Raw genomic sequence first — 23,218 nt, 5'->3', positions numbered from 1 at the left:
TCCGGCGGTGCCCCCGAGCAGAGTCGGCTCCCGCTCAGAAGAAGCAGGGGTCCAGTGGCACCTGCGCCTGTCCGGGCAGCGCGAGACCACGCGCCGCGCGCCAGGCGTGCTGCTCGCCGGAGGCGGCCACGGCCTCCAGCACGCCTTCGGCCTGGCGGACGCCGGCGGCCAGGCTGGGGGCGGGGGTGGCGTGGTAGCCGCCGAAGCGGGTGACCGGGCTCCAGGGGGGCGTCACCGCAGGCAGGTCCGGGGCCAGGCCCTGGTGTTCCGCGGTGGCGTGGACGATCCGCCCGCCGACGACGGTGAGGACGGACTCGATGTGCGGGATGTCAGCCTCGGGCACGGTGAAGTAGTCGGCGCTGAGCAGCGCGAAGTCGGCGTAACTCCCCACCACCAGACGGCCCTTGACTTCTTCCTCGCCGGTGAGGCGGGCCCCGCCGAGGGTGTAGAGCTCCAGGGCCTGTTCGCGGCTGAGCCGGTTGTGCTCGGCCGCGAGGCGCCGCCCGGAGACGGCCCGGCCGGAGACCAGCCAGTGCAGGGCGACCCAGGGGTTGTAGGAGGAGACCCGGGTGGCGTCGGTGCCCGCGGCGACGGTGAGGCCGCGGTCCAGCATGGCGCGCAGTGGCGGCGCTTCGGCGGCGGCGGGGGCGCCGTAGCGGGAGACGAAGGCCTCGCCCTGGAAGGAGAGGCGGTTCTGCACCGAGATCGCGCCGCCCAGGGCCGCGATCCGGTCGAGGCTGTCCGGGCTGACGGTCTCCGCGTGGTCGAAGAGCCAGCGGCCGCCCTGCGGGAAGAGTCCCTCGGCGGCGAGCTTCTCGAACACCGCGAGGTCGCGGCGGATGGTCTCGTCGTAGGTGGCGTGCAGCCGGAAGCCCCAGCCGTGCTCGGTCAGCAGCCGGACGGCCTTCTCGAACTCCGTCTCGTAGGAGCCGAGTTGTGGCCTCGGCTCGGTGAAGTTCTCGAAGTCGGCGGCGGCCCAGGTGAGGTTCTCCCCCGCACCGTTGAGGCGCAGCCAGGCGTCGCCCTCCCCTGGGCGCACGGTGTTGACCCAGCGGGTGAGGTCGTCCAGTTCCTGCCCGGCGGTCTGCGGGAAGAGGTGGTAGGCGATGCGCAGGGTCAGCTCGCCCCGGCGGGCGAGTTCCATGACGGTGCCGTAGTTCTCGGGGAAGCTCTGGAAGCCGCCGGCGGCGTCGATCGCGGAGGTCAGGCCGAAGCGGTTCAGCTCGCGCAGGAAGTGCCGGGTGGAGCCGATCCGGTCGGCCTCGTCCAGAGTCGGCGCCTTGGCCAGGGTGGAGTAGAGCAGCAGCGCGCCCGGGGCGGCGATCAGCAGACCGGTGGGCTCGCCGTCGTGGCCGCGCACGATCTGGCCGCCCGCCGGGTCGGGGGTGTCCCGGGTGAAACCCGCGGCGCACAGCGCGGCCCGGTTGAGCAGCGCCGACTGGTAGAGGTGCAGCACGAAGACGGGGGTGTCGGGTGCCGCCGCGTTGAGCTCCTCCAGGGTGGGCAGCCGACGCTCGGCGAACTGGTCGGCGGACCAGCCGCCGACCACCCGCACCCACTGGCCGGGCGGGGTGCGCTCGGCCTGGAGCCGGAGCATCGCCAGCGCCTCGCGCAGCGTCGGGACGCCGTCCCAGCGCAGCTCCAGCACGTAGTTGAGGCCGCCGCGGATGACGTGCAGGTGTGCGTCGTTGAGTCCGGGGACGGCCCGGCGGCCGAGCGCGTCGACCACCCGGGTGCCGGGGCCGACCAGCGGAGCGACGTCCGCGTCGTCGCCGACCGCCTGGATCAGCCCGTCCCGGACGGCCACCGCGGTGGCCCGGGGGCGGCGCGGATCATTGGTGTGCACCTTGGCGTTGCGCACGACGAGGTCGGCGGGCTGCTCGGGAGCACCGGGGCGGATTCCGGCGACGGGCATGGTGGACAAGGGAGGTCCCTTCGTTCGGTGGTGTTCGGCGGTGGGGGTCGCGGGTGTGCGCAGGGTCAGTGGAAGCCGAGTGCGGAGGGAGTCACCGCCGGGCCGCCGGCCGGCCGCGGATTCGCCAGGGCCGCGAGGACCAGCGCCGCGAGCTCTCCCCCGGCCCGTTCGATCCGCACCGGCAGGCTGTCGGTGTGCGTGTCGCCCGTGCCGCCCCAGTCCTCGGACGCCGCGAAGACCGCGGTCGGCGCGATGAGCGCACGCTGGTAGGCGAACAGCGGACGCATCGCGTGTTCCAGGGCCAGGGAGTGGCGCGCGGTGCCGCCCGTCGCGCCGATCAGCACCGGCTTGCCCGCCAGGGCGCCGGGTTCGAGCAGGTCGAAGAACGACTTGAACAGGCCGCTGTAGGAGGCCGAGAAGATCGGGGACACGGCGATCAGCGCGTCCGCCGTGCTCACCTCCTCCAGCGCGGCGCCCAGTGCCTGGGTGGGAAAGCCGGAGAGCAGGTGGTGCGAGATGGGGGTGGCCAGTGGGCGCAACTCGTGCAGGCGCACCCGGACTTCACCGCCGGCACGGGCCAGGTGGCCGCTGGTGGCCTCGGTGAGGCGGTCCGCGAGCAGGCGAGTGGACGAGGGCTGGCTGAGCCCGCCCGAGATCACGGCGAGCGTGATCGGCGAGTTCGGTTCCATGGGGGACTCCGTCCTGGTCAGGAGGCGGCGGGGACGTTGTCCCGGCGCGTGGCGTGGGTGGGGGCGTCCGGAACGGTCGCGGGCCGGCCCTTGGCGAACTCCTCGCGGAGGACGGGCACGACCTCCTCGCCGAGGATGTCGAGCTGCTCCAGCACCGTCTTGAGCGGCAGACCGGCGTGGTCCATCAGGAACAGCTGGCGCTGGTAGTCACCGACGGCCTCGCGGAAGCCGAGGGTGCGCTCGATGACCTCCTGCGGGCTGCCGACGGTCAGCGGGGTCTGCTCGGTGAACTCCTCCAGCGAGGGCCCGTGCCCGTACACCGGCGCGTTGTCGAAGTACGGGCGGAACTCGCGCACCGCGTCCTGGGAGTTCTTGCGCATGAACACCTGCCCGCCGAGGCCGACGATCGCCTGCTCGGGCGTGCCGTGGCCGTGGTGGGCGAAACGCCTGCGGTAGAGCGCGACCATCCGCCGGGTGTGCTCCTGGGGCCAGAAGATGTTGTTGTGGAAGAAGCCGTCGCCGTAGTACGCGGCCTGTTCGGCGATCTCGGGGCTGCGGATCGAGCCGTGCCAGACGAACGGCGGCACGCCGTCCAGCGGCCTGGGCGTGGCGGTGAAGGCCTGCAGCGGGGTGCGGAAGCGGCCTTCCCAGTCGACCACGTCCTCGCGCCAGAGCCGGTGCAGCAGCGCGTAGTTCTCCGCCGCGAGCGGGATGCCCTGGCGGATGTCCTGGCCGAACCACGGGTAGACCGGGCCGGTGTTCCCGCGCCCGAGCATCAGGTCGACACGGCCGTCGGCCACGTGCTGCAGCATCGCGTAGTCCTCGGCGATCTTCACCGGGTCGTTGGTGGTGATCAGCGTGGTCGCGGTGGACAGGATGATCCGCTCGGTCCTCGCGGCGATCCAGCCCAGCATGGTCGTCGGCGAGGACGGGACGAACGGCGGGTTGTGGTGCTCGCCCGTGGCGAAGACGTCCAGGCCGACCTCCTCGGCCTTGAGCGCGATGGCCAGGATCGCCTTGATGCGCTCGCGCTCGGTCGGCGCCCGTCCCGTGGTCGGGTCGACGGTCACGTCGCCGACGCTGAATATCCCGAACTGCATGGGTTGCCACCTTTCCGCTGACTGATCGCGGCCCGACGGGGCCGCCCGGCGAAACCTAGGCAGCCGGCGACGCGCGAAGGACGTCCGCAGCGCATGACCAATGGCCCCGCAGCGCACTGAACCGCTCAGCCGGCTCGGCCCCGGCCTGTCGTGCGTTGTCAGGACAATCCCGGGCGCACAGCGAGCAGAACACCCGGGGCGGCCCGCACTAGCGTCGCTGGACGAGGCGCCCCGGCGATCCGGAACGGTCGCCTGATGTCACGCCAATTCACGGCATTCCCAAGGAAAGAGAAGACCAATGGTCGACTTCGCCAACGTCCACGCCGCTCCGAGCCCCGACCTGCTGACCCCCGACAACGCGATGATGCTGTTCGTCGACCACCAGCCGCAGATGTTCTTCGGCACCGGCAGCGGCGACCGCACCGCGATCATCAACGCCACCGTCGGCCTGGCGAAGGCCGCGAAGATCTTCGACGTACCGACCGTGCTGACCACCGTCGCCGCCGAGTCCTTCTCCGGCCCGCTCCTCCCGCAGCTGAGGGCCGTCTTCCCCGACCAGGACGTCATCGACCGCACCACGATGAACGCCTGGGAGGACGAAGCCCTGGTCGAGGCGGTCAAGGCGACCGGCCGCAAGAAGATCATCCTCTCCGGCCTGTGGACCGAGGTCTGCCTCGTCCTGCCGGCCCTCTCCGCGCTGGACCAGGGCTACGAGGTCTACGTCGTCGCCGACGCCTCCGGCGGCGTCAGCCCGCTGGCCCACGAGCACGCCCTGCAGCGGATGACCGCCGCCGGCGCCGTGCCCGTCACCTGGATCCAGGTCCTGCTGGAGCTCCAGCGCGACTGGGCCCGCGCCGAGACCTACGTCCCGGTGACCGAGCTGGTCAAGGAGCACGGCGGCGCCTACGGCCTGGGCCTGGTCTACGCCCACTCCATGATCGACCCGCACGCCGCCGGCTGACGGACCGCACCGAACCGACGGAGTCCGACTTGACATTCTCCCCCTCCTGAAGGAGGGGGATTCCATTCCCCTCAGCCTCGCGGCTGAGACACCCCGCGTGTGCGGGGTGCTGGGACGACTTCCTGCTTCACCGACGACTGCCCGCCCGGAGTGTTCGTGCTTCGGGTTGGTGATCTTCTCTCCGGTGGAGAGCGTCACCAGCGCGGTGACACCCGCGTCGATGCCGACCGCCGAACCGGTGGGGGCATCAGGCATCACGGGCCGGTCGTCGCACAGCATGGAGACGAACCAGCGGCCCGCGCTGTCCTGCGACACCGTCACCGTGGACGGCGACGCGCCTTCCGGAATCGGCCGGGACCACACGCTGTCCAGCGGCTCGGCCATCTTCGCCAAGGTCAGCTTGCCGTCCCGGTACCGGAAACCACTGGTGGTGTACTCGGCGGACTTCCGGGACTTCTTCCGGGACTTGAACGTCGGGTACTTCGCCCGCTTCGCCCAGAAGTTCCCGAACGCCCCTGCAAGTGCCGAAGCGTCTGCTGCAACGGGACGCTGGAGACCTCGGACAGGTAGGCCAGTTCCTCGGTCTTCTTCCACCCGGTCAGCATGGCCGAGGTGGCGTTGTAGTTGACCCGCTCCTGACGCATCGTCCACGCCTCAGTGCGGGCCGCCAACGCCAGGTTGTAGACCTTGCGAACGCATCCGAACGTGCGCGACAGCTCAGCCGCCTGCGCGTCGGTCGGGTAGAAGCGGTACTTGAACGCCCGCTTCACGTAGTTCGTGGTCACGCTCACAAACTGGCGGGTTCTACAGGTTAAGGATCATCTGCGGGTCAGAGCACTGCGGTCCGCCTTGACGGCGAATCGCAGCTCCTTGCCCTGCTCCGCAGGAGTTTCGTTTCTCCCCCGCAAGCGGGAGGTACCCCCACCCCCGGCTGAAGCCGGGGGTATCCACGAAAGGACCCCGATGAACACCGGCCTTCTCCTGCTGCGCCTGGTCGCCGGCCTGCTGATCGCGGGCCACGGCGTCCAGAAGATCAGCTTCCACCTCGGTGGCGGCGGCCTGGAGGGCGGCAGCGCCGAGTTCCGGGGCGACGGCTTCCGCGGCGGCAGGCTCACCGCGCTGGCCGCCGGCGGCACCCAGATCGGCGCCGGACTGATGCTGGCCGCCGGCCTGCTCACCCCACTGGCCGGCGCGGGCCTCATGGGCGTGATGACGGTCGCCCTGACGGTCAAGTGGCCGCACGGGCTGTGGGTGCAGCACGACGGGTACGAGTTCCCGTTCGTCCTGATCGTCATCGGCGCGGCGCTGACCGCCACCGGCCCCGGCCAGTGGTCGGCCGACGGCGCCCTCGGCCTGGCGCACTGGCCGCTGTGGTGGCTGCCCGCGGCCGTGGTCGCCGGGGTGGGCGGCGGCCTGGCCACCCGGCTCGCCCTGCACCGCACCTGAGGCGGCTGCGACCGAACGGTCCCGGGCCCCTGGCAGCGCGCCGTCCAGGGACCCGGGGCCGCCGGAACGCGGGAACGCCGACGGCCGACCCATTCGATTCGTGAACGATCGCCATCCCCAGGGGGGTGACGAGGAGACGGCAGACAGATGAGTGGAACCGAAGAGTTCGACGTCGTGGTGCTCGGCGCCGGTCCGACCGGGGAGAACCTCGCCGATCGCGCGCGAGCAGGCGGGCTGAGTGTGGCGATCGTGGAGCGGGAGCTCGTCGGAGGCGAGTGCTCGTACTGGGCCTGCATGCCGAGCAAGGCGATGCTCCGCCCACCGGCCGCCCTGCGGGACGCCCGGCGGCTGCGCGGCGCCCGGGAGGCCGTCACGGGCGCTCCGGACGCCACGGCGGTACTGCGTCGGCGCGACGGCTTCGCCTCGCACTGGCAGGACCACGGCCAGGTGGCCTGGCTGGACTCCGCCGGGATCACACTGGTCCGCGGGAACGGCCGGCTGGACGGCCCGCGGCGCGTGCTGGTGGACGGCGCCGACGGAGCTCGCCGCGTCCTGACCGCGCGCCACGCCGTGGCGGTCTGCACCGGCACCCGCGCCGCCCTGCCCGACCTTCCGGGCCTCGAGCGCACGGGTGCTTGGACGAGCCGGGAGGCGACCAGTTCCGCCGACGTCCCCGCCCGACTGGCCGTCGTCGGCGGCGGCGTCGTCGCCGCGGAGATGGCCACGGCCTGGAGCGCACTGGGCAGCCGGGTGACCCTGCTCGTCCGCGGGTCCGGGCTGCTGCCCCGGATGGAACCCTTCGCGGGCGACCTCGTCGCCGCCGCCCTTCGGGAGTCCGGTGTTGACGTACGGACCGGGGTGTCGGTCCGCGGCCTGACCCGCGACCGCGAGGTGGTCCTGGACCTCGGGGAACACGGTGAACTGCGGGCCGACGAGGTGCTGTTCGCCACCGGGCGAAGGGCCGCCACCGAAGACCTGGGGCTGGAGACGGTCGGCCTGGAACCCAGCGGGTGGATAGAGGTGGACGACACCGGGCTGGCCGTCGGCGTGGACGGCGGCTGGCTGTACGCCGCCGGCGACGTGAACGGCCGCGCGCTGCTGACCCACCAGGGCAAGTACCAGGCCCGGGTGTTCGGCACGGCGATCGCCGACCGGGCGGTCGGCCGGGAACTGGACGTCGCCCCTTGGGGGCGCAGCGTCGCAACCGCCGACCGGGCCGGCGCGCCCCAGGCGGTCTTCACCGACCCGGAGGCGGCCTCGGTCGGTCTCACCCTCGCCGACGCGACCGCACGGGGCCTGCGGGTGCGGGCCGTCGACTACAACATCGGCGACGTGGCGGGGGCCTCGCTTCACGCCGACGGATACCGAGGCCGGGCACGGGCCGTCATCGACCTGGACCGGGAAACCCTGGTGGGGGCCACCTTCGTCGGTCCCGGGGTCGCGGAGCTGCTGCACTCGGCGACCGTCGCCGTCACCGCCGAGGTGCCGCTCAGCCGGCTCTGGCACGCGGTACCCGCCTACCCGACCATCAGCGAGGTCTGGCTGCGCCTCCTGGAGACCTATCGCGGCTGAAGTCGCAGCCGACGTCGAAGAGCAAGCGAGCGGCCGCCCTGTCGGCGGTCGCCCCGAGGACACGAAGTACCGAGAGCAAGGAGCGAATTGATGGTGGCGGCAACGAGAGAAGACGAGCGGGTACGCGAACCGGACCCGACGGTGGCCGGTACCGGAGCCGAGCCGAACCTGCACGCCATGACACGGATCACCCTGCGGCCCATCGCCTCGCCGATGCCCCTGGGCTTCTTCACGGTGGCCATCTCCTCCGTCGTGACCAGCAGCCTCCAGCTCGGCCTGATCGACGGTGCGAACCGGCAGGCCGTGGCGCTCACGGTCTTCTCCGCCTTCGTGCTCCAACTCCTGGTCAGCATCCTCGCGTTCGGCGCCCGTGACGTCATCGCGGCGACGCTGATGGGCGGATTCGCCGGCGCCTGGCTGGCCAACGGCCTGGTCACGGCGGCGGACGCCCACGGCGGGGCGCAGGTGCTCGGCGTGCTGAACCTGGCGTTCACGGTCTTCGCCGCGCTGATGGCATCGGTGGCCAAGCCGAAGAAGGTGCTGTGGCTGCTCCTGCTGACCGCCGTACCGCGCTACTTCGTGGCCGGCGTCTACGGCCTCTCGGGCGCGGCCTGGCTGGGCCACGCCGCCGGAGCACTCGGCATGCTCCTCGCGGCGGTCGCGATGTACGCCGCCTACGCCCTGATGCTGGAGGAGCTCCGCGGCAGGGAGGCCCTGTGGATCGGACGCAGCGGTCCGGTACGGGACGCCATGCACGCGGGACTGGCCGACCAGCTGCACCGGCTGGAACAGCAGGCGGGTGTGCGCCGGACCCTGTAGTCGGTGGCCCCTCCAACCGCCCGGCTCCGACGGCGGGACGCGATTCGGCTGTGCCCGTACCCGAGGACCGGGTACGAGCACAGCCGAATCGCGTTTCTTCCACGGCCTGCGGAGTCCGCGCCCCGGAGTCGGTGGACGGCACGGAAAGTGCCGGGCCCGCCGACGAACGGACCCGGCACTGAGCGGGCCGGGCCCGCCGACGAACGGTCCCGGCCCGCGGTCACGCCCCGGTCTCGGGGGTGACGACCAGGTGCTCGGCGAGGAACCAGACCTGGGTCTCGCCGGTGCGGATGATCTGGGAGACCAGGAGGTCCTGGGTGCCGTCGTCGCCGAGCTCCGCCGTGCGGGTGGCGGCGTCGCGGACGTCGGCGAGGATGGTCTCGTGGGCGTCGAGCAGGCGCGAGAGCATCGAGTGCACGTCCTCCACGCCGTCCGGCGGGCGCGGCACCCCGGTGATCAGCGCGGCGTGCCGGGGGTCGCCCACGGCGACGCCACCGAGCGTCTGCACCCGTTCGGCGAGCGCGTCGACCAGCTCCAGCTGCTCCTGGGCGTGCTTGTCGAAGAGCAGGTGCAGCTGGTAGGCGGTCGGCCCGCGCATGCCCCAGTGGCACTTCTTGTACAGCGAGTACAGGAACTGGGTGTCCGCGAGGACGCGGTTGAGCCGCTGGCACGAGTACTGCCGGGCGTCGTGGGAGAGCGCGATCGGCAACTGGGTGACGGTGCCGAACTCCTGGATCTCCGCGCCGTGTTGGTGGAGGTGTGGCTGGCTGTTCATGGTACTCCTGGGAAATGGCCGGGCTGTTCGGGGATCAGGCTAGGAACGCGCGGGCCCCGGACTGTTCCGACGGCGCACCGCCTGCGTTCCTTCCGTGCACCCGCTCGGGAGTTGGGCCCGGGCGGGTCGCCGGGCAACCGGAGCACTCTCGGGCGACACCGGGTGCTCTCCGAGGCAACAAGCCGGCGACGGCCGCCCCTAGCGTGAGTCCCATCGCAGCCACCCGCTGACCGAGAGACAGGAAGAACCATGCCGTTCATCACCGTTGGCCAGGAGAACTCCACCTCCATCGACCTCTACTACGAGGACCACGGCACCGGGCAGCCGGTCGTCCTGATCCACGGATTCCCGCTGAGCGGACACTCCTGGGAGCGGCAGAGCGCCGAGCTGCTGGCCGCCGGCTACCGGGTCATCACCTACGACCGGCGCGGCTTCGGCCAGTCCTCGCAGCCGACCACCGGCTACGACTACGACACCTTCGCCGCGGACCTCAACACCGTGCTGGAGACCCTCGACCTGCGGGACGCCGTGCTGGTCGGCTTCTCGATGGGCACCGGCGAGGTCGCCCGGTACGTTTCCACCTACGGTTCGGCCCGGATCGCCAAGGTCGCCTTCCTGGCCTCCCTGGAGCCCTGCCTGCTCAAGACCGACGACAACCCGGACGGCGTCGCCCCGAAGGACTTCTTCGACGGCATCGTCGCCGCCGTGAAGGCCGACCGGTACGCCTACTACACCGCCTTCTACCAGGACTTCTACAACCTGGACGAGAACCTCGGCAGCCGGATCAGCGAGGAGGCCGTCCGCAACAGCTGGGACGTCGCCGCGAGCGGCGGTTCCTTCGCCGCCTCGGCCGCCCCGACCACCTGGTACACGGACTTCCGCGCGGACATCCCGCGCATCGACGTCCCCGCCCTGATCCTGCACGGCACCGGCGACCGGATCCTGCCGGTGGAGAACACGGGCCGGCCGTTCCACCGGGCGCTGCCGTCCGCCGAGTACGTGGAGATCGAGGGCGCGCCGCACGGCCTGCTCTGGACCCACGCCGAGGAGGTCAACGCCGCGCTGCTCGCCTTCCTCGCGAAGTGACCCGGGCGACCGCGCTACCGACGGCGGCCGTCCGCCCCGCCGTCGGTAGCGCGGTCGCCGGCCCCGGGCCCGGCCGGCGACCGCGGTACCGACCACTGACCCGCGCCCGGCGCCCGTTCCCCACGGGCGCCGGGCGCGCACCGTGACGCTGCACCGCACACCGGGACCGGCGGTGCAGCCAGGTGCACGGCGTCGACGCCCTGCACCGGCGTTCGGACGGCACCGGGTGGAGGGATCAGGAGGCAGGGTCGTGGCCCTCGGTCCGGGCGGCGTAGGCCTGCCACTCACGGGGCGAGACGCCGAAGGCGTCGCGGAACGCCCGGCTGAAGTGGGAGTGGCTGACGAAGCCCCAGCGGTGCGCGACGGCGGACACACTGGCCTGCCGACGGGACGGGCGCCCCAGCTCCCGACGGCAGGCGTCCAGCCGACGCCGCCGCACCCACTGGCCCACGGTCATCCCGTCCTGCTGGAAGAGCTTGTGGAGGTAGCGCACCGAGATGTGCTGCGAGCGGGCGATCGATCTGGGCGAGAGGTTCGGGTCGGCGAGGTTCTGCTCGATGTGGACGCGGATCCGGGACAGCAACTCGCTCGCGCCGTTGGGGTGTTCCGGGTCCTCCCGGTCGAGCAGCTCGGTCACCAGGATGGCGACGATGTCGGAGGCGCTGAGCGCGAGGTGGTGGCCCGGCCCGGCCCGGTGAGCCCGCGGCTGGGTGGCCAGGGTGCGGAGGAACTGGGAGGCGAGCGAGCCGATCCCCTCGTTCCCCCGCGCCATCAGCCCGCCCGCACGCCGGACATCGCCCTGCCGGACGCCCAGGTAGAAGCAGGGGACGCGGAAGCGGACCATCCGGCACTCGGAGTCCTGCAACAGGCCCGCCGGGTACGGGGTGGCGCTGATCAGCAGGTCCCCCGGGGCCAGCACGGTGCTGGCACCTCCGCGTCGAACGGAGGCCGCACCCTCGACGTGCAGGGCGACGTAGAGGCAGTCCTCGGGATCGGTTCCGGGCGGCGGGGAGAGGATGTCGATGCAGCCGTTGCCCCCGCCGCGGGCGGCCTGGTCGAGCAGGTGGGTTTCGGCTTCGGGCGCGGGGGTTTCGAGCGTGGGCGAGGGACCCGACTGGTTCACGGGGGACTCCGACCGGTTGGAAGTGGTGCTGTGCGCAGGCTGGCGAGGGCGGCTCGCCGCACGGCGGGGCGGCGGCGCCGGCAATGGGGCGCTCAGGAGGGGAAGTTCTTCTGGCGCCATTCATACAAGGAGTGGAACGGCCGGACAAACAGCCGACGAACGGCGGTTCCGGCGGCTCCGCCCGACCCGGACGGCGCTCATCCCGAGGGGCGTCCACTCCGCGGAGAACGCCTTGACGGCACCTCAGGCTGAAGACCAAAGCGCTGGCAGGGCAGCGGAGTTCGGCCACCGGCACCGGAGCGACGACGGTCGGTGAGACCGCCCGACCGCACCGCTCCCCGACCACGTGAACGGCCCCGACGAACCCGTTTCCCGGCCGGTCCGGCGGCCGGGAAGGTGCACGGGCCGTCACGTCGCCGTGCACCACCGGAACATCCCGCGCCGACCCCCGTTCCTAGCCTGAACGGCGGGTCCGCCGCCCCTGTGTCCACGGCAGTTCCCGGGGCCGAGGCTGGACCACCGCACCGCCCCGCTCAGCCCCACCCCTCGCGTACCCGGCGCCGGCACCCGCCCCGACGACCACCCCGACACCGCCCCAGGAGAAATCCATGCCTGCCCACCAGTCGCTGCCCAGCTCCCCCAAGCCCCGCCCGGAGGCCGCCTGCACCGAGATCCTCCTCGACGCCCGACTCGTCCTGGGCGAGCACGAGTCCCTCGACGTCCCCGTGCGCCTGGGCTACCGCAGCGACGACCCGATCGCCGTCGCGCTCGAGTTCCTCGGGCCCGCCGCCGAGGCGGGCGTCTGGCAGTTCTCCCGCGACCTCCTCTGGGAGGGACTGCAGCGGCCGGCCGGCCACGGCGACGTCCGGATCTGGCCCCCCTGCACCTGCCACGGCCGGGCGGCCCTGCGCGTCATGCTCCGCAACCGCGACGAGGTCGTCCTGATCGACCTCCCGTCCCGTCAGGTGCGTCGCTGGCTCCGCCGGGAGACCTTCGCCCTCGTCCCCCCGGGTACCGAAGCCGACGCGATCGACTGGGACGCCGTGCTGCCCGGCCACACCGGCTGAGGGTCCCGCTGCCGCCACCTGCGGTGCAACGGCCGACCACCACCGCGTACCCTCTGGAAGCGACAACGGCACGGCCGGGACAACGGCACGGCCGGGACCCGACTCCGGTCGGCGGGGGTGGACGGGAAGAAGCTCGAATGGCAGGGTCAGGCGGTCCGCTGTCCCATCGCGGTCTGCGCGGCCGGGAGGCCGAACTCGCACAGCTCCAGGCGCTGATCACCTCGGTGGCCGGCACCGGGAGTGGCGGACTGGCCCTGATCCAGGGGGAACCGGGCATCGGCAAGACCACCCTGCTCGCCGAGGCCGTCTCCCGGGCCGCCGCGGCGGGGTTCTCCGTGGGCCTCGGCAAGGCCGATGAACTGCACCACATCGTGCCGCTCTCGTCGTTGGCGGCCAGCATCCTGCACGGCGACCGGCCGCTGCTGTCCGGCGACGACCTCGCCGACCTCGCCCGCAACCACGACCAGCGGATCTGGCTCGTGGAGCGCCTGGCCGAGGCGATCGAGGCCCGGGCCACCGACGCGCCGGTGCTGATCGGCCTGGACGACGTGCAGTGGGCCGACGCGCTGAGCCGGTTCGCCCTCCAGCAGTTGCCGACCCGCCTGCGGACCTCGCCGGTCCTGTGGATGCTGACCGGGCGCCGCGAGCCCGCGGGCCCGGCGGAGGAGATCGTGGCGGGCGCCGCCGGCAACCTTCCGACCGTCACGGTGTCGCTGGGCCCGCTGTCCGGCGCGGCCATCGGTCAACTGGCGGACGACACGCTCGGGCCGGCGGTCGACACGTGGGTGCGGGACCTGCTCGACGGCGCCGGCGGGAACCCGTTCCTGGCGGTCGAGATGCTGGCCGGGCTGCGGGCCGCCGACGCCTCGCAGGACGTCATGCCCTCCCGGCTCGTGGTCGGCGTGCGCGGTCGGCTCCGGTCCCTCCAGCCCGGCACGCTGCGCTTCCTCCAGATGGGCGCGGTGCTGGGCCGCCGGTTCGGCTTCGACGACGCCGCCGCGCTCTGCGACCGCCCGGCCGCCGCCCTGCTCCCGGCGCTCGAGGAAGCGGTGCGCGCCGGGCTCCTGGACGACGACGGCGACCAGCTGGTCTTCCGGCACGACCTGCTGCGCCAGGCGGTCTACGCCGACATCCCGCCGTCGGCCCGGAAGGCCCTGCACCGCGAGGCCGCCCGCCGCCTGGTCACCGCGGGCCGGCAGCCCGCCGACGCCGTGCCGCACATCCTCCGGGGCGCCGTGCCCGGGGACGAGGAGGCCGTGGCACTGCTGCGGCGAGCGGCCGACGACGTGCTGGCGGTCACCCCCGGCCCGGCGGCCGACCTGATGCTACGAGCCCTCGAACTGTCCCCGCCGACAGGGCAGTTGACGTTCGACGTGGGCGAGCAGACGATCCTCTGCCTGACCCGGGCCGGCCGCAACCGCGAGGCGCTGGAGATCGGCGACCGGCTGTTGGCCACCCGGCCGCCGCTGGAGACCTTCGGCCGGCTGCAGTCCGCCCTGGGCGGGGCGCTGTGGACCATGGACCTCGCCGACGAACTGCGCCGCCGGGCCGAAGCCGCACTCGCCGCCGGCGGCTCCGCCCCGGAGGTCTGTGCCCGGCTGGCCGCCCTGCGCGCCCTGGCCCTGTCCCGGGGCCCTGACCTGGCCGCGGCACGGGAGGCCGGCGAGACCGCGCTGCGGACCGCCACCGCGATCGGCGACCGGGAGGCCCACGTACTGGCCCTGTCCGGGCTGGGCGAGATCGCGCTGAACGCGGGGGAGAACGCGGTCGCGCTGGAACGCTTCGCCGCGCTCAGCGCCATCGACTCCGCCTTCCTCCCCGAGGAGGTCGTCGCGCACGTGCACGTGGACGACTTCACCTCCGGTGAGCGCCTGCTCCTCCGGTCGGCGGACCGGGGCGGTGCGGTGCGTCAGGCCATGCTGCTGTGGGCCCAGGGCCAGCACGACCTGGGGCTCGGCCGGCTCGACGACGCCGAGGCCGACTTCGTGACCATGGAGCGCCTGGAGGACGAGGTACGGGTGCCCGTCCAACAGCTGAACGGTCGGGTGATCCGCTCCCGGATCGCCCTGCTGCGCGGCGACCGCGAGGCGGCCCGGGAGCACCTGCTCGCCGCCCGGGAGCAACTGGCCGTCAAACCGAACCCGGGCAACACGGCCGCGGTGCGCTTCCTGGAGGCCGTCCACGCCGAGGCCGACGGGGACGTCGCACTCGCCGTCGACCGGATCCGCCGGGTACAGCAGCAAGGTCCGTTCATGCGGTGGCGGCTGCTGCGCGACTGGGTCGACGCCGCGGTCCGGATGTCCCTGCGCGGCGGGGAGCAGCAGCTCGCCGAGGACCTGGCCGCGCAGGCCGAGGCCCACGCCGGACGCAACCCGTCCGTGCCGACCGCCGCCGGCATCGCGGCGCAGGCCCGCGGGCTCGTACGGAACGACCCCGCCGAGCTCGAACACGCCGTGGACCTGCTCGGGGCGAGCCCCCGCCCGCTGACCCGGGCCGCCGCCCACGCCGATCTCGGCCGGGCCCTCCTGGGCGCGGGGCGACGACGCCGGGCGGTGGCCGCGCTGGCGCACGCACGGGACACGTTCGCCGAGTCGGGCGCCCACGCCGCGGCGGCACAGGTCCAACGCGTCCTGGCGGACGCCGGCACCGACACCCGCCGGACGACGACCGTGCAGCGCCCCGTCCAGGGCTGGGGTGCCCTCACGGCCTCGGAGGAGAAGGTCGCCCGCCTCATCGCCCAGGGCCACACCAACAGGTCGGCCGCCGACGTACTGGTGGTGTCCCCGCACACCGTCAACACCCATCTGTCGTCCGTGTTCCGCAAGCTGTCGATCGGCTCCCGGGTCCAGCTCGCCAACCTGGTCGCCGCCCTCCCCGAGGCCTGAGCGGGCTCGTTGGTACGTTCACGCGATGCCCGCCACGGCCGGACCGGCTTGGCTGGGACTTCCCTGTCCCGCTCCGCCGCCCAGTCGAAGGCCATCGGCATGCACACACCCACCCCCGTTCCACCGACCGTCGTGCTGGTGCACGGGGCATTCACCGACGCCTCGTCCTGGTCCGAGGTCATCGGCCCGCTGCGCGCCGCCGGCCTGACGGTGCACGCCCCCGCGAACCCGCTGCGCGGCCTGGCGCATGACGCCGCGTGCGTCCGGAGCCTGCTGCGCGGGCTCGACACCCCCGCCGTCCTGGTCGGCCACGGCTACGGCGGCGCGGTCATCACCCAGCCGACCGACGACACCGACCAGGTGGTGGCCCTGTGCTACGTCGCCGCGTTCGGCCTCGACGCCGGTGAGTGCCTGCTGGACATCACCAACCGCTTCGCCCCCTCCGCCCTGGCCGACGCCACCGTCGCCACCGCCCTCCCCTTCGGCCCCGACAGCGAGGTGTACATCCGCGCGGAGCGGTTCCGGCAGCTGTACGCCGACGACCTGTCGCCCGCGGCCGGGCAGGCGCTGGCCGCAGCCCAACGCCCGGTGGCCTGCGGCGCGCTGACCGACCGATCGGGCTCGCCGGCCTGGGCGGACAAGCCGTCCTGGTACGCCATCGCGACCGCCGACCGGATGCTCAACCCCGCCGCCCAGCGCTTCATGGCCCAACGCATGGCGGCCACCGAGTACGTGCTGGACGCCTCGCACGCCGTCCCGCTGTCGCGGCCCGAAGCCGTGGTGGCGATGATCCGGGAGGCCACCGGGCACGCCATGGGTACTCCGGGGGGTGTTTAATGTGCGTTCGAACGGAAGAGTCCGATTGGACCCCGCCCCCCGACCCCGAGACACCCGGCAAAGGCACCAGCATGATCTCACCGGCCAGATCGTCGGCTCGGCGGATCGCCGCCCTCCTGACCGGGCTCCTCCTCCTGGTGCCGGCCGCCACCGGGTGCGGTCACCGCACCGGTTCCGGGCCGGCCGGGGGAGAGGTCACCGCCATCACCGCACTCGACTACTACACCGACCAGGCCGAACACGCCCAGTGGGGCGACCTGCTCACCGCGTGCGGCCGGACGGTCGGGGTGCGGGTCGAGCAGACGAGCGTCCCGGGGGCGTCCCTGGTCCCCAAGGTCCTCCAGCAGGCGTCCTCACGGACCCTCCCCGACCTGCTGATGCTCGACAACCCCGACCTACAGCAGATCGCCCGGACCGGCGCGCTGACCCCGCTGGACGGCTACGGCATCGACGCCGACGGCTTCGCCCCGGGCATCGTGTCGGCGGGCACCTACCAGGACAAGCTGTACGGGCTGGCCCCCAACGTCAGCACCGTCGCCCTGATCTACAACAAGGACATGCTCGCCGAGGCCGGCGTCGCCGTCCCGCGGACCTGGGACGAACTGAAGGCGGCCGCGGCCGAGTTGACCCGTCCCGGGCGCTACGGCATGGCGGTCGACGCGAACGCCACCTTCGAGGGCACCTGGCAGTTCCTGCCCTTCCTCTGGTCCAACGGCGGCGACGAACGGCAGTTGGACACCCCTCAGGCCGCGCAGGCGCTCCAGCTCTGGGTCGACCTGGTGAACGGCGGCTCCATGTCGAAGTCGGTGCTGAACTGGACCCAGGCCGACGTCCACGACCAGTTCGTCGCCGGGCGGACGGCCATGATGATCAACGGCCCCTGGCGCATCCCGGCCCTGGAGCAGGACGCGAACCTGCACTGGGGAGTTGCCCCCGTTCCCGTCCCCCGGCCGGGGCAGCCCCCGGTCACCCCGCTCGGCGGCGAGGTGTGGACCGTCCCGCAGAGCCCTTCCAAAGCCCGGCAGCAGAAGGCCGCCCAGGTCCTCGCCTGCCTGAACTCCCCCTCGAACATGCTCACCCTGGCCCAGGAGCACCGCACCGTGCCCTCCCGCACCGCGGTGGCCGCCCAGCACGCCGAGGCGAACCCGTCGACGGCCGCCTTCGCCCGGAGCGTGACGGTGGCGCGCGCCCGTACCAGCGAGCTCGGCGTCGAGTGGCCCAGGGCGGCGACGGGGATCTACACCGCGATCCAGTCCGCGCTGACGGGTGAACAGACGCCGGAGGAAGCCCTCAGCCATGCGCAGCAGATCGCCACGGGCCACTGACCCGTCGCCGGTCCGGCGCGGGCAGCGATGGACCCGGTGGCTGTTCGTCGCGCCCGCCGCGGCGTACCTGCTGCTGTTCTTCGGCTACCCGGTCGTCGACAACGTCGTGATGAGCTTCCAGCAGTACACCGTCACGAGCTTCTACACCGGTGACGCCCCGTTCACGGGCCTGCGGAACTACGCGGCGGTCCTCTCCTCCACCGCCTTCCCCCGGACCCTGCTGACCACGGCAGTGTTCACGGCCGGCTCGGTCCTGGGGCAGTTCGTCCTCGGCCTGGCCTTCGCCCTGTTCTTCCGGCGCCGGTTCCCGCTCGGCGGCGTGCTGCGGTCACTCCTGCTGGTGCCGTGGCTGCTGCCGCTGGTCGCCTCCGGAACCACCTGGAAGTGGATGCTCGACCCCGACACCGGAGTCGTCAACGCGGTGCTGCGCGGCCTCCACCTCACGTCGTCCGGCGTTCCCTGGCTCACCGGCACCTCCCAGGCGCTGCTGTCGGTGGTCCTGGTCAACATCTGGGTCGGCGTCCCCTTCAACACCGCGATCCTGTACGGCGGTCTGCAGGACATCCCCCCGCACCTGTACGAGGCGGCGAAGCTGGACGGCGCCGGCCCCCTGGCCTCGTTCCGCCACATCACCTGGCCACTGCTGCGGCCGGTGGTCGGCGTGGTGCTCGTGCTGGGCACGGTCTACACCGTCAAGGTGCTGGACGTCATCCTGGTGGTCACGGGCGGAGGACCGGCCGGGGCCACCGAGACCATCGCCACCCGGTCCTACGAACTGTCCTTCCGGCAGTTCGACTTCGGGCGCGGCGCCGCGATGAGCAACCTGCTCGTCGTCCTCTCGCTGGTGTTCGCGGTCCTCCACCTGCGCGCCGACCGACGCGCCCGGTCCGTCTGAGAGGCGCTCCCGTGAAACGCCCACCCGGCCGCGGCGGTCCGCTGTCCACCCTCGTCGGGATCGTCCTGCTCGCGCTGATGCTGTTCCCCGTCTACTGGATGGTGAACGCCTCCCTCCAGCCGGCCGGCAACACCCTGCGCGGAGGATGGTTCCCGCTCCACCCGGACCTCAGCGGATACGCCACCGCGCTGCGCGACCAGGGGCGCAACCTCCTCACCAGCCTCGTGGTGGCCCTCGGCAGCGCGCTGCTCAGCCTGACTCTCGCCGCACCGGCGGCCCACGCGCTGGCCCGGTTCCGCCTGCGCGGCAGCAAGGTCGCACTCCTCGGCGTCCTGGCCACCCAGGCGGTGCCGAGCGTCGTGGTGGCCAACGCGCTCTACGGTGCCTACAACGACCTGGGGCTCCTGAACTCCCACCTCGGGCTGGTCCTCGCCGACTCCACCGCTGGCGTCCCCTTCGCGATCGTCGTCCTGCACTCGTTCATGCGGAGCATCCCCGAGGAGGTCATCGAGGCCGCGCGGATGGACGGCGCCGGCCGACTGCGCGTCTTCCGTTCCGTGGTGCTCCCGTTGAGCCGGAACGCACTGATCACAGCTGGCGTCTTCACCTTCCTCCTCGCCTGGAGCGACTTCCTCTTCGCCCTCACCCTGACCACCACGGACACCGTGCGGCCGATCACCCTGGGCGTCTACCAGTACCTCGGCGCCCACACCAACCACTGGAACGCCGTCATGGCCACCGCCGTCCTGGCGTCCGTACCCGCCGCCGTCCTGCTCGTCGTCGCCCAGCGCCACGTCACCGGCGCCGCCACCGGTGCGGCCGTCAAGTGAGGGTCACCCCCGATCTAGTAGGTTCACGCGATGTCCCGCCCCGGGCCCGCTGGCATGGTGGTCCGGAAGGCACAGCGGTGGACGGGGCCACCGGTGGCCGACCGACCCGAGAGGAACCCGGTGCCCGCATCTCTCTCCACCGCGCGACTGTCCGCCTCCGACCGGGCGGAGAGCTGGCACGAGGCGGTGTCCCACGCCTTCGTGCCGATGGCCGTGGACCTCCTGGAGGAGGTGCCGTCACCCGGGACGATCGTCGGCCACCGACTCGGCCCGGTCCGGATACTGCGGGTCCAGGCGGGACCGCAGGTGGTGACGCGCACCCGACGCATGATCGCCGACGACGGCCCCCCGTCGCTGATCCTCAGCCTCCAGGAGCGCGGCACCGCGCTCAAGGAGCAGGACGGCAGGGAGTCGGTCATCCGACCGGGCGAGTTCTCCATCACCGACACCTCCCGGGTCTTCCGGAAGAAGATCGAAGAGGGTTTCGTCTTCACCTCCTTCCACTTCCCCCGCGCGGAGCTGGACGTCTCGGAACGGGATCTCCGAGCACTGACCGCCACCGCCTTCAGCGGCACCGAGGGCAGCGCCGCCCTGGTCGCCACCTACCTCTCCCGGATGGCGCGCGAGGCACAGGTCCTGGACGAGGCCGTCGGCCGCCGGGCTGCGGGCACCGCACTCGACCTGCTGGCCCTCCTGGTCGACGACCGCTCCGGCCGATCCCGCCAACAGGCCCCACGGAACGCGGCCTCCCTGGAACGGGTCAAGGACCACATCCTGCGCAACCTCCGCGACCCGGACCTCCGCCCGTCCACGATCGCGGAGGCCAACTTCATATCGGTCCGATTCCTCCACAAGCTCTTCCACCTCGAGAACACCACGGTCAGCAGCTGGATCCGCGCCCAACGCCTGGAACGCTGCAGCCGCGACCTCCTCCGCCCGGTCGCCGCGGAACTCGGCGTAGCAGGCATCGCCCGCCGCTGGGGCTTCGCCAACTCCAGCCACTTCAGCCGCGCTTTCCGCGCCGCCTACGGCATGCCCCCCAGGGACTGGCAGATCGGCAGCAACCAGGCACAATGACCGGGCGAGCCGACGCTCTCGCGGTGGTGACTTCGGACGGGGACGTGTTGTACGGGCGTGATGGCGAACTGCGGTTCCTGTCCGACTTCCTCTCCCGCTGCTTCGACGGCGCCGGCGACGCCCTGCTGCTGCGTGGTGAGGCCGGCATCGGGAAGACCGTCCTCCTCGGCGCAGCCCGGGAAGCCGCCCTCGCACAGGGCGGCCGGGTCCTGTCGGCGCTCGGCGTGCAGTCCGAAGCGTCCGTTCCCTATGCCGGGCTGCACCAGCTGCTCGCTCCGATCCTGCCCGACCACGCTCCGTCCCTCCTGGAGCCCCAGCGGCAGGCCCTGTACGCGGCTTTCGGCATGAACGACAGGGCTGCTCCGGGGATGTTCTCCGTCGGGCTGGCCGCACTGGAGCTGATCAGCAGCCTGGCCCACGAGGCCCCCGTCGCCCTGCTGATCGACGACGTGCAGTGGATCGACCGGGCGAGCGGCGAGGTGCTCGCCTTCGTCGCCCGACGCCTCGAAGGTGACCGGGTCGCCCTGCTCACGGCCGTCCGCGAGGGCCACGAGAGCGTGCTGAACGACGCCGGCCTGGCCGAGATGCAGCTCCACCGGCTCGACGACGACGCGGCGGCGGCGCTCCTACAGGCCCGCACGCCCGGGCTCGACCCTTCCCTCGGTCAACGGATCCTGGCCGAGGCCGCCGGCAATCCGCTGGCACTGGTGGAACTGCCGACGGCGCTGCGCGGGGACGGAAACGGCCCGCCGTCCCTGCTGCCCCTGGTGCCGACCACCCGCCGCCTGGAGCGGTCCTTCCTCGCCCGCGCCTCGGACCTGCCCGAGCTCACCCGGACCGTCCTGCTGGTCGCCGCCGCCGACGACGGCGGCGACCTCGCGGAGATCATCGAGGCCGCGAAGGTCCTGGTCGACGGCGACCTCCCGGTCGCCGCCCTGGAGCCCGCCGTCGACGCGGGGCTGCTCGAGATCCGCGGGCACGAGGTGCACTTCCGCCATCCCCTGGTCCGCTCGGCCGTCTACCATGCCGCCGGCCCGTCCCAACGGTTGGGCACGCACGCGGCACTGGCGAGGGCACTGGCCGGACAGCCCGAACGCAGGGCCTGGCACCGTGCGGCCGCGACCCTCGGGGCGGACGACGACGTGGCGCTCGACCTCGAACAGGCCGCCCTCAGGGCACTGACCCGAGGTGCCCCGCGAGCCGCGGCCGAGGCGCTGCGACAGGCGGCCCTCTTCAGCCTCCCCCACACGCACCGGGGCCGGCTCCTCCTGCGCACGGCAGAGATCAACTTCGATCTCGGCGAGGCCGCCACGGCACGCCGGCAGCTCGCCGAGGCACGGTCCGCGGAACTCCGGACCGAGGAGAGGCTGCGCCTCACCCTGTGGAGCGAGGTGCTGAACCACGAGAGCTGGCTCGGCCCCGAGCGGGTGAGGGCGTTCGCCGACGTGGCGGACCAGCTGGCCGGTGCCGACAGTGCGGGTGCCGCACTCGCGCTCCACGCGCTGTGGCCCCTGTCCATCAGGTGCTGGCACGACAACCCGACGCAGGAGACCCGCGACCTGTTCGTCCAGGCGGCACGGCGCCTCCAGCGGCACGACAGCGACCCGATGGCCCTGTCCGTCGCCGCCCTGGGCGACCCCGTCGGCCAAGCGGCCCGGATCATCGACACGACCACCCGGATCGCTCCGGGGACCGTGGCCGACCCGGCCGAACAGCACGCCCTGGGCTCCTCGCTCACCGGGATCTGGGCACTCGACCTGGCCTGGCCCTACCACGGTGCCGCCGTGGACGGCCTGCGCCGGCAGGGACGCCTGGGACTGCTCGGCGAAGCCCTCGTGTGCCAGGCGTGGGCCGCGCTCCACCTCGGCAAACACCGGCTGGCGCACGCCGCGGCGGACGAGTCCCGCAGGCTCTCCCGCGACACCGGCCGACCCCTGTGGGCATGCGCCGCCGACCTGGTCCTGGCCACCCTGGCGAGCGAACGCGGAGAGTCCGGCACCGCGGACGAACTCATCCGGACGGCCGAGGCGGAACTGCTCTCCGCCGGAGCGCACTCGATGCTCGGCTTCGCCCAGTTCGCCAAGGGGCGTCATGCCATGGTCAACAAGCAGTACAACGACGCCTACGAGCAGCTGACGCGGGTGCTGGATCCGGCCGACATCACCCACCACCCGGTCCTGGGCGTCTTCGGCGCCGCGGACCTCATCGAGGCCGCGGTCCGCACCGACCGCGCCGACGACGCGGCGCGCCATCACGCCCGGCTCACTGCGCTGGCCGAGAAGACGACCGCCCCGCTCCTGAAGGCCATGGCCACCCGCACCCGCCCCCTGATCGTCGCCACCGACCGGACGGAGGCCTCCTACCTGCAAGCCCTTGACGACAGGCTGCTGGTCAACTGGCCTTTCCACCGAGCGCAGTTGCAGCTGTCCTACGGTCGATGGCTGCGCCGCCGGCGCCGCATCCTGGAGGCCCGCCGACCCCTGCGGGCGGCCGTGGAGAGCTTCGACGCGCTGGGCGCCACCGTCTTCGCCCAGGACGCGCGGTCCGAACTGCGCGCGGCGGGCGAAGCCGTCCGCAGGGCCACCCCGTCCACCGCGGACACCCTGACCCCGCAGGAACTCCAGATCGCCAGGATGGCGGCGACCGGGATAACCAACCGCGAGATCGGAACCCGCCTGTTCATCTCCCACCGCACGGTGGGCCAGCACCTGCGCCGCATCTTCCAGAAGCTCGACATCACCTCCCGCGGCCAGCTGCACCTGGCCGACCTCGGCGGCGAATAGCCCTGCTCCTCCCCGCTCGCCGACACCCCCGAT

18 protein-coding genes and 1 pseudogene are annotated in these 23,218 nt (G+C 72.7%); 13 read left to right on the top strand and 6 right to left on the bottom strand.

What is annotated here, in order from left to right:
* Window positions 1-34: 34 nt before the first annotated feature.
* From ABTY15_RS16770 to ABTY15_RS16760, 3 genes are all read right to left on the bottom strand, one after another.
* Window positions 35-1,915 (bottom strand): amidohydrolase, encoded by a 1,881-nt coding sequence (locus ABTY15_RS16770; RefSeq protein WP_350588741.1) that lies wholly within the window; start codon window positions 1,913-1,915, stop codon window positions 35-37.
* Window positions 1,916-1,980: 65 nt separating this feature from the next.
* Window positions 1,981-2,604, bottom strand: a complete 624-nt coding sequence (locus ABTY15_RS16765) for an FMN reductase (protein ID WP_350588698.1) — start codon at window positions 2,602-2,604, stop codon at window positions 1,981-1,983.
* Window positions 2,605-2,621: 17 nt separating this feature from the next.
* Window positions 2,622-3,704, bottom strand: coding sequence for an LLM class flavin-dependent oxidoreductase (locus ABTY15_RS16760; protein ID WP_350588696.1), 1,083 nt, complete (start codon window positions 3,702-3,704; stop codon window positions 2,622-2,624).
* A 298-nt stretch (window positions 3,705-4,002) separates the two neighbouring features.
* Between ABTY15_RS16760 and ABTY15_RS16755 the strand changes: the two genes are divergently transcribed.
* Window positions 4,003-4,665 carry a hydrolase gene (locus ABTY15_RS16755; protein WP_350588695.1) on the top strand — a complete coding sequence of 221 codons (663 nt, stop codon included), beginning with the start codon at window positions 4,003-4,005 and terminating at the stop codon, window positions 4,663-4,665.
* Window positions 4,666-4,788: 123 nt separating this feature from the next.
* Here ABTY15_RS16755 and ABTY15_RS16750 read toward each other — a convergent pair.
* Window positions 4,789-5,456 (bottom strand): annotated as a pseudogene (locus ABTY15_RS16750) (RNA-guided endonuclease InsQ/TnpB family protein); the annotation flags it as partial.
* Window positions 5,457-5,628: 172 nt separating this feature from the next.
* Here ABTY15_RS16750 and ABTY15_RS16745 point away from each other — a divergent pair.
* The 3 genes from ABTY15_RS16745 (at window position 5,629) to ABTY15_RS16735 (ending at window position 8,502) form a co-directional block, all read left to right on the top strand.
* Entirely contained in the window at window positions 5,629-6,111 is a 483-nt protein-coding gene (locus ABTY15_RS16745) for a DoxX family protein (RefSeq protein WP_350588694.1), read from the top strand.
* Between the two features lie 147 nt (window positions 6,112-6,258).
* Entirely contained in the window at window positions 6,259-7,683 is a 1,425-nt protein-coding gene (locus tag ABTY15_RS16740; RefSeq protein ID WP_350588693.1) for a dihydrolipoyl dehydrogenase family protein, read from the top strand.
* A gap of 177 nt (window positions 7,684-7,860) precedes the next feature.
* Window positions 7,861-8,502: a GPR1/FUN34/YaaH family transporter gene (locus tag ABTY15_RS16735; RefSeq protein WP_350588692.1), complete on the top strand. Its 642-nt coding sequence runs from the start codon at window positions 7,861-7,863 to the stop codon at window positions 8,500-8,502.
* 220 nt (window positions 8,503-8,722) lie between these two features.
* Here the strand turns inward: ABTY15_RS16735 and ABTY15_RS16730 are convergent, their stop codons facing one another.
* Window positions 8,723-9,277, bottom strand: a complete 555-nt coding sequence (locus ABTY15_RS16730; RefSeq protein ID WP_350588691.1) for a Dps family protein — start codon at window positions 9,275-9,277, stop codon at window positions 8,723-8,725.
* A 249-nt stretch (window positions 9,278-9,526) separates the two neighbouring features.
* On the opposite strand from ABTY15_RS16730, the gene ABTY15_RS16725 reads away from it, so the two are divergent.
* On the top strand, window positions 9,527-10,363 hold the full coding sequence (locus tag ABTY15_RS16725) for an alpha/beta fold hydrolase (RefSeq protein ID WP_350588690.1): 837 nt from the start codon (window positions 9,527-9,529) through the stop codon (window positions 10,361-10,363).
* Window positions 10,364-10,598: 235 nt separating this feature from the next.
* On the opposite strand, the gene ABTY15_RS16720 is transcribed toward ABTY15_RS16725, so the two are convergent.
* Window positions 10,599-11,486 carry a helix-turn-helix domain-containing protein gene (locus ABTY15_RS16720; RefSeq protein ID WP_350588689.1) on the bottom strand — a complete coding sequence of 296 codons (888 nt, stop codon included), beginning with the start codon at window positions 11,484-11,486 and terminating at the stop codon, window positions 10,599-10,601.
* Window positions 11,487-12,094: 608 nt separating this feature from the next.
* On the opposite strand from ABTY15_RS16720, the gene ABTY15_RS16715 reads away from it, so the two are divergent.
* The 8 genes from ABTY15_RS16715 to ABTY15_RS16680 all read left to right on the top strand — a co-directional run bounded on the left by ABTY15_RS16715 (window position 12,095) and on the right by ABTY15_RS16680 (window position 23,185).
* The gene (locus ABTY15_RS16715) at window positions 12,095-12,553 is read left to right on the top strand and encodes an SsgA family sporulation/cell division regulator (protein ID WP_350588688.1); all 459 of its coding nucleotides are present in this window, start codon (window positions 12,095-12,097) and stop codon (window positions 12,551-12,553) included.
* A 137-nt stretch (window positions 12,554-12,690) separates the two neighbouring features.
* Window positions 12,691-15,438 (top strand): helix-turn-helix transcriptional regulator, encoded by a 2,748-nt coding sequence (locus ABTY15_RS16710; RefSeq protein ID WP_350588687.1) that lies wholly within the window; start codon window positions 12,691-12,693, stop codon window positions 15,436-15,438.
* 99 nt (window positions 15,439-15,537) lie between these two features.
* The gene (locus tag ABTY15_RS16705; protein ID WP_350588686.1) at window positions 15,538-16,275 is read left to right on the top strand and encodes an alpha/beta fold hydrolase; all 738 of its coding nucleotides are present in this window, start codon (window positions 15,538-15,540) and stop codon (window positions 16,273-16,275) included.
* Between the two features lie 71 nt (window positions 16,276-16,346).
* Window positions 16,347-17,600, top strand: a complete 1,254-nt coding sequence (locus ABTY15_RS16700) for a sugar ABC transporter substrate-binding protein (RefSeq protein WP_350588685.1) — start codon at window positions 16,347-16,349, stop codon at window positions 17,598-17,600.
* Window positions 17,572-18,495, top strand: a complete 924-nt coding sequence (locus ABTY15_RS16695) for a carbohydrate ABC transporter permease (protein ID WP_502893519.1) — start codon at window positions 17,572-17,574, stop codon at window positions 18,493-18,495. The genes ABTY15_RS16700 and ABTY15_RS16695 overlap by 29 nt, the downstream gene beginning before the upstream one ends.
* An 11-nt stretch (window positions 18,496-18,506) precedes the next feature.
* Window positions 18,507-19,325, top strand: a complete 819-nt coding sequence (locus ABTY15_RS16690) for a carbohydrate ABC transporter permease (protein WP_350588684.1) — start codon at window positions 18,507-18,509, stop codon at window positions 19,323-19,325.
* Between the two features lie 120 nt (window positions 19,326-19,445).
* Window positions 19,446-20,402 (top strand): AraC-like ligand-binding domain-containing protein, encoded by a 957-nt coding sequence (locus tag ABTY15_RS16685; RefSeq protein ID WP_350588683.1) that lies wholly within the window; start codon window positions 19,446-19,448, stop codon window positions 20,400-20,402.
* A 23-nt stretch (window positions 20,403-20,425) separates the two neighbouring features.
* Window positions 20,426-23,185: a helix-turn-helix transcriptional regulator gene (locus ABTY15_RS16680; protein ID WP_350588682.1), complete on the top strand. Its 2,760-nt coding sequence runs from the start codon at window positions 20,426-20,428 to the stop codon at window positions 23,183-23,185.
* Window positions 23,186-23,218: the final 33 nt, after the last annotated feature.

It is taken from the genome of Kitasatospora sp. NPDC097643, from assembly GCF_040302625.1.
Classification (GTDB): domain Bacteria; phylum Actinomycetota; class Actinomycetes; order Streptomycetales; family Streptomycetaceae; genus Kitasatospora.
Note: the sequence above shows the minus strand (reverse complement) of the source record. Positions and strands in the feature narration are given on the sequence as shown.

Bases quoted from the DNA above. Each gene is read 5' to 3' on its own strand.
- ABTY15_RS16770 (WP_350588741.1), bottom strand. From the start codon at position 1,915: ATGCCCGTCGCCGGAATCCGCCCCGGTGCTCCCGAGCAGCCCGCCGAC.
- ABTY15_RS16765 (WP_350588698.1), bottom strand. From the start codon at position 2,604: ATGGAACCGAACTCGCCGATCACGCTCGCCGTGATCTCGGGCGGGCTC.
- ABTY15_RS16760 (WP_350588696.1), bottom strand. From the start codon at position 3,704: ATGCAGTTCGGGATATTCAGCGTCGGCGACGTGACCGTCGACCCGACC.
- ABTY15_RS16755 (WP_350588695.1), top strand. From the start codon at position 4,003: ATGGTCGACTTCGCCAACGTCCACGCCGCTCCGAGCCCCGACCTGCTG.
- ABTY15_RS16745 (WP_350588694.1), top strand. From the start codon at position 5,629: ATGAACACCGGCCTTCTCCTGCTGCGCCTGGTCGCCGGCCTGCTGATC.
- ABTY15_RS16740 (WP_350588693.1), top strand. From the start codon at position 6,259: ATGAGTGGAACCGAAGAGTTCGACGTCGTGGTGCTCGGCGCCGGTCCG.
- ABTY15_RS16735 (WP_350588692.1), top strand. From the start codon at position 7,861: ATGACACGGATCACCCTGCGGCCCATCGCCTCGCCGATGCCCCTGGGC.
- ABTY15_RS16730 (WP_350588691.1), bottom strand. From the start codon at position 9,277: ATGAACAGCCAGCCACACCTCCACCAACACGGCGCGGAGATCCAGGAG.
- ABTY15_RS16725 (WP_350588690.1), top strand. From the start codon at position 9,527: ATGCCGTTCATCACCGTTGGCCAGGAGAACTCCACCTCCATCGACCTC.
- ABTY15_RS16715 (WP_350588688.1), top strand. From the start codon at position 12,095: ATGCCTGCCCACCAGTCGCTGCCCAGCTCCCCCAAGCCCCGCCCGGAG.
- ABTY15_RS16710 (WP_350588687.1), top strand. From the start codon at position 12,691: ATGGCAGGGTCAGGCGGTCCGCTGTCCCATCGCGGTCTGCGCGGCCGG.
- ABTY15_RS16705 (WP_350588686.1), top strand. From the start codon at position 15,538: ATGCACACACCCACCCCCGTTCCACCGACCGTCGTGCTGGTGCACGGG.
- ABTY15_RS16700 (WP_350588685.1), top strand. From the start codon at position 16,347: ATGATCTCACCGGCCAGATCGTCGGCTCGGCGGATCGCCGCCCTCCTG.
- ABTY15_RS16695 (WP_502893519.1), top strand. From the start codon at position 17,572: ATGCGCAGCAGATCGCCACGGGCCACTGACCCGTCGCCGGTCCGGCGC.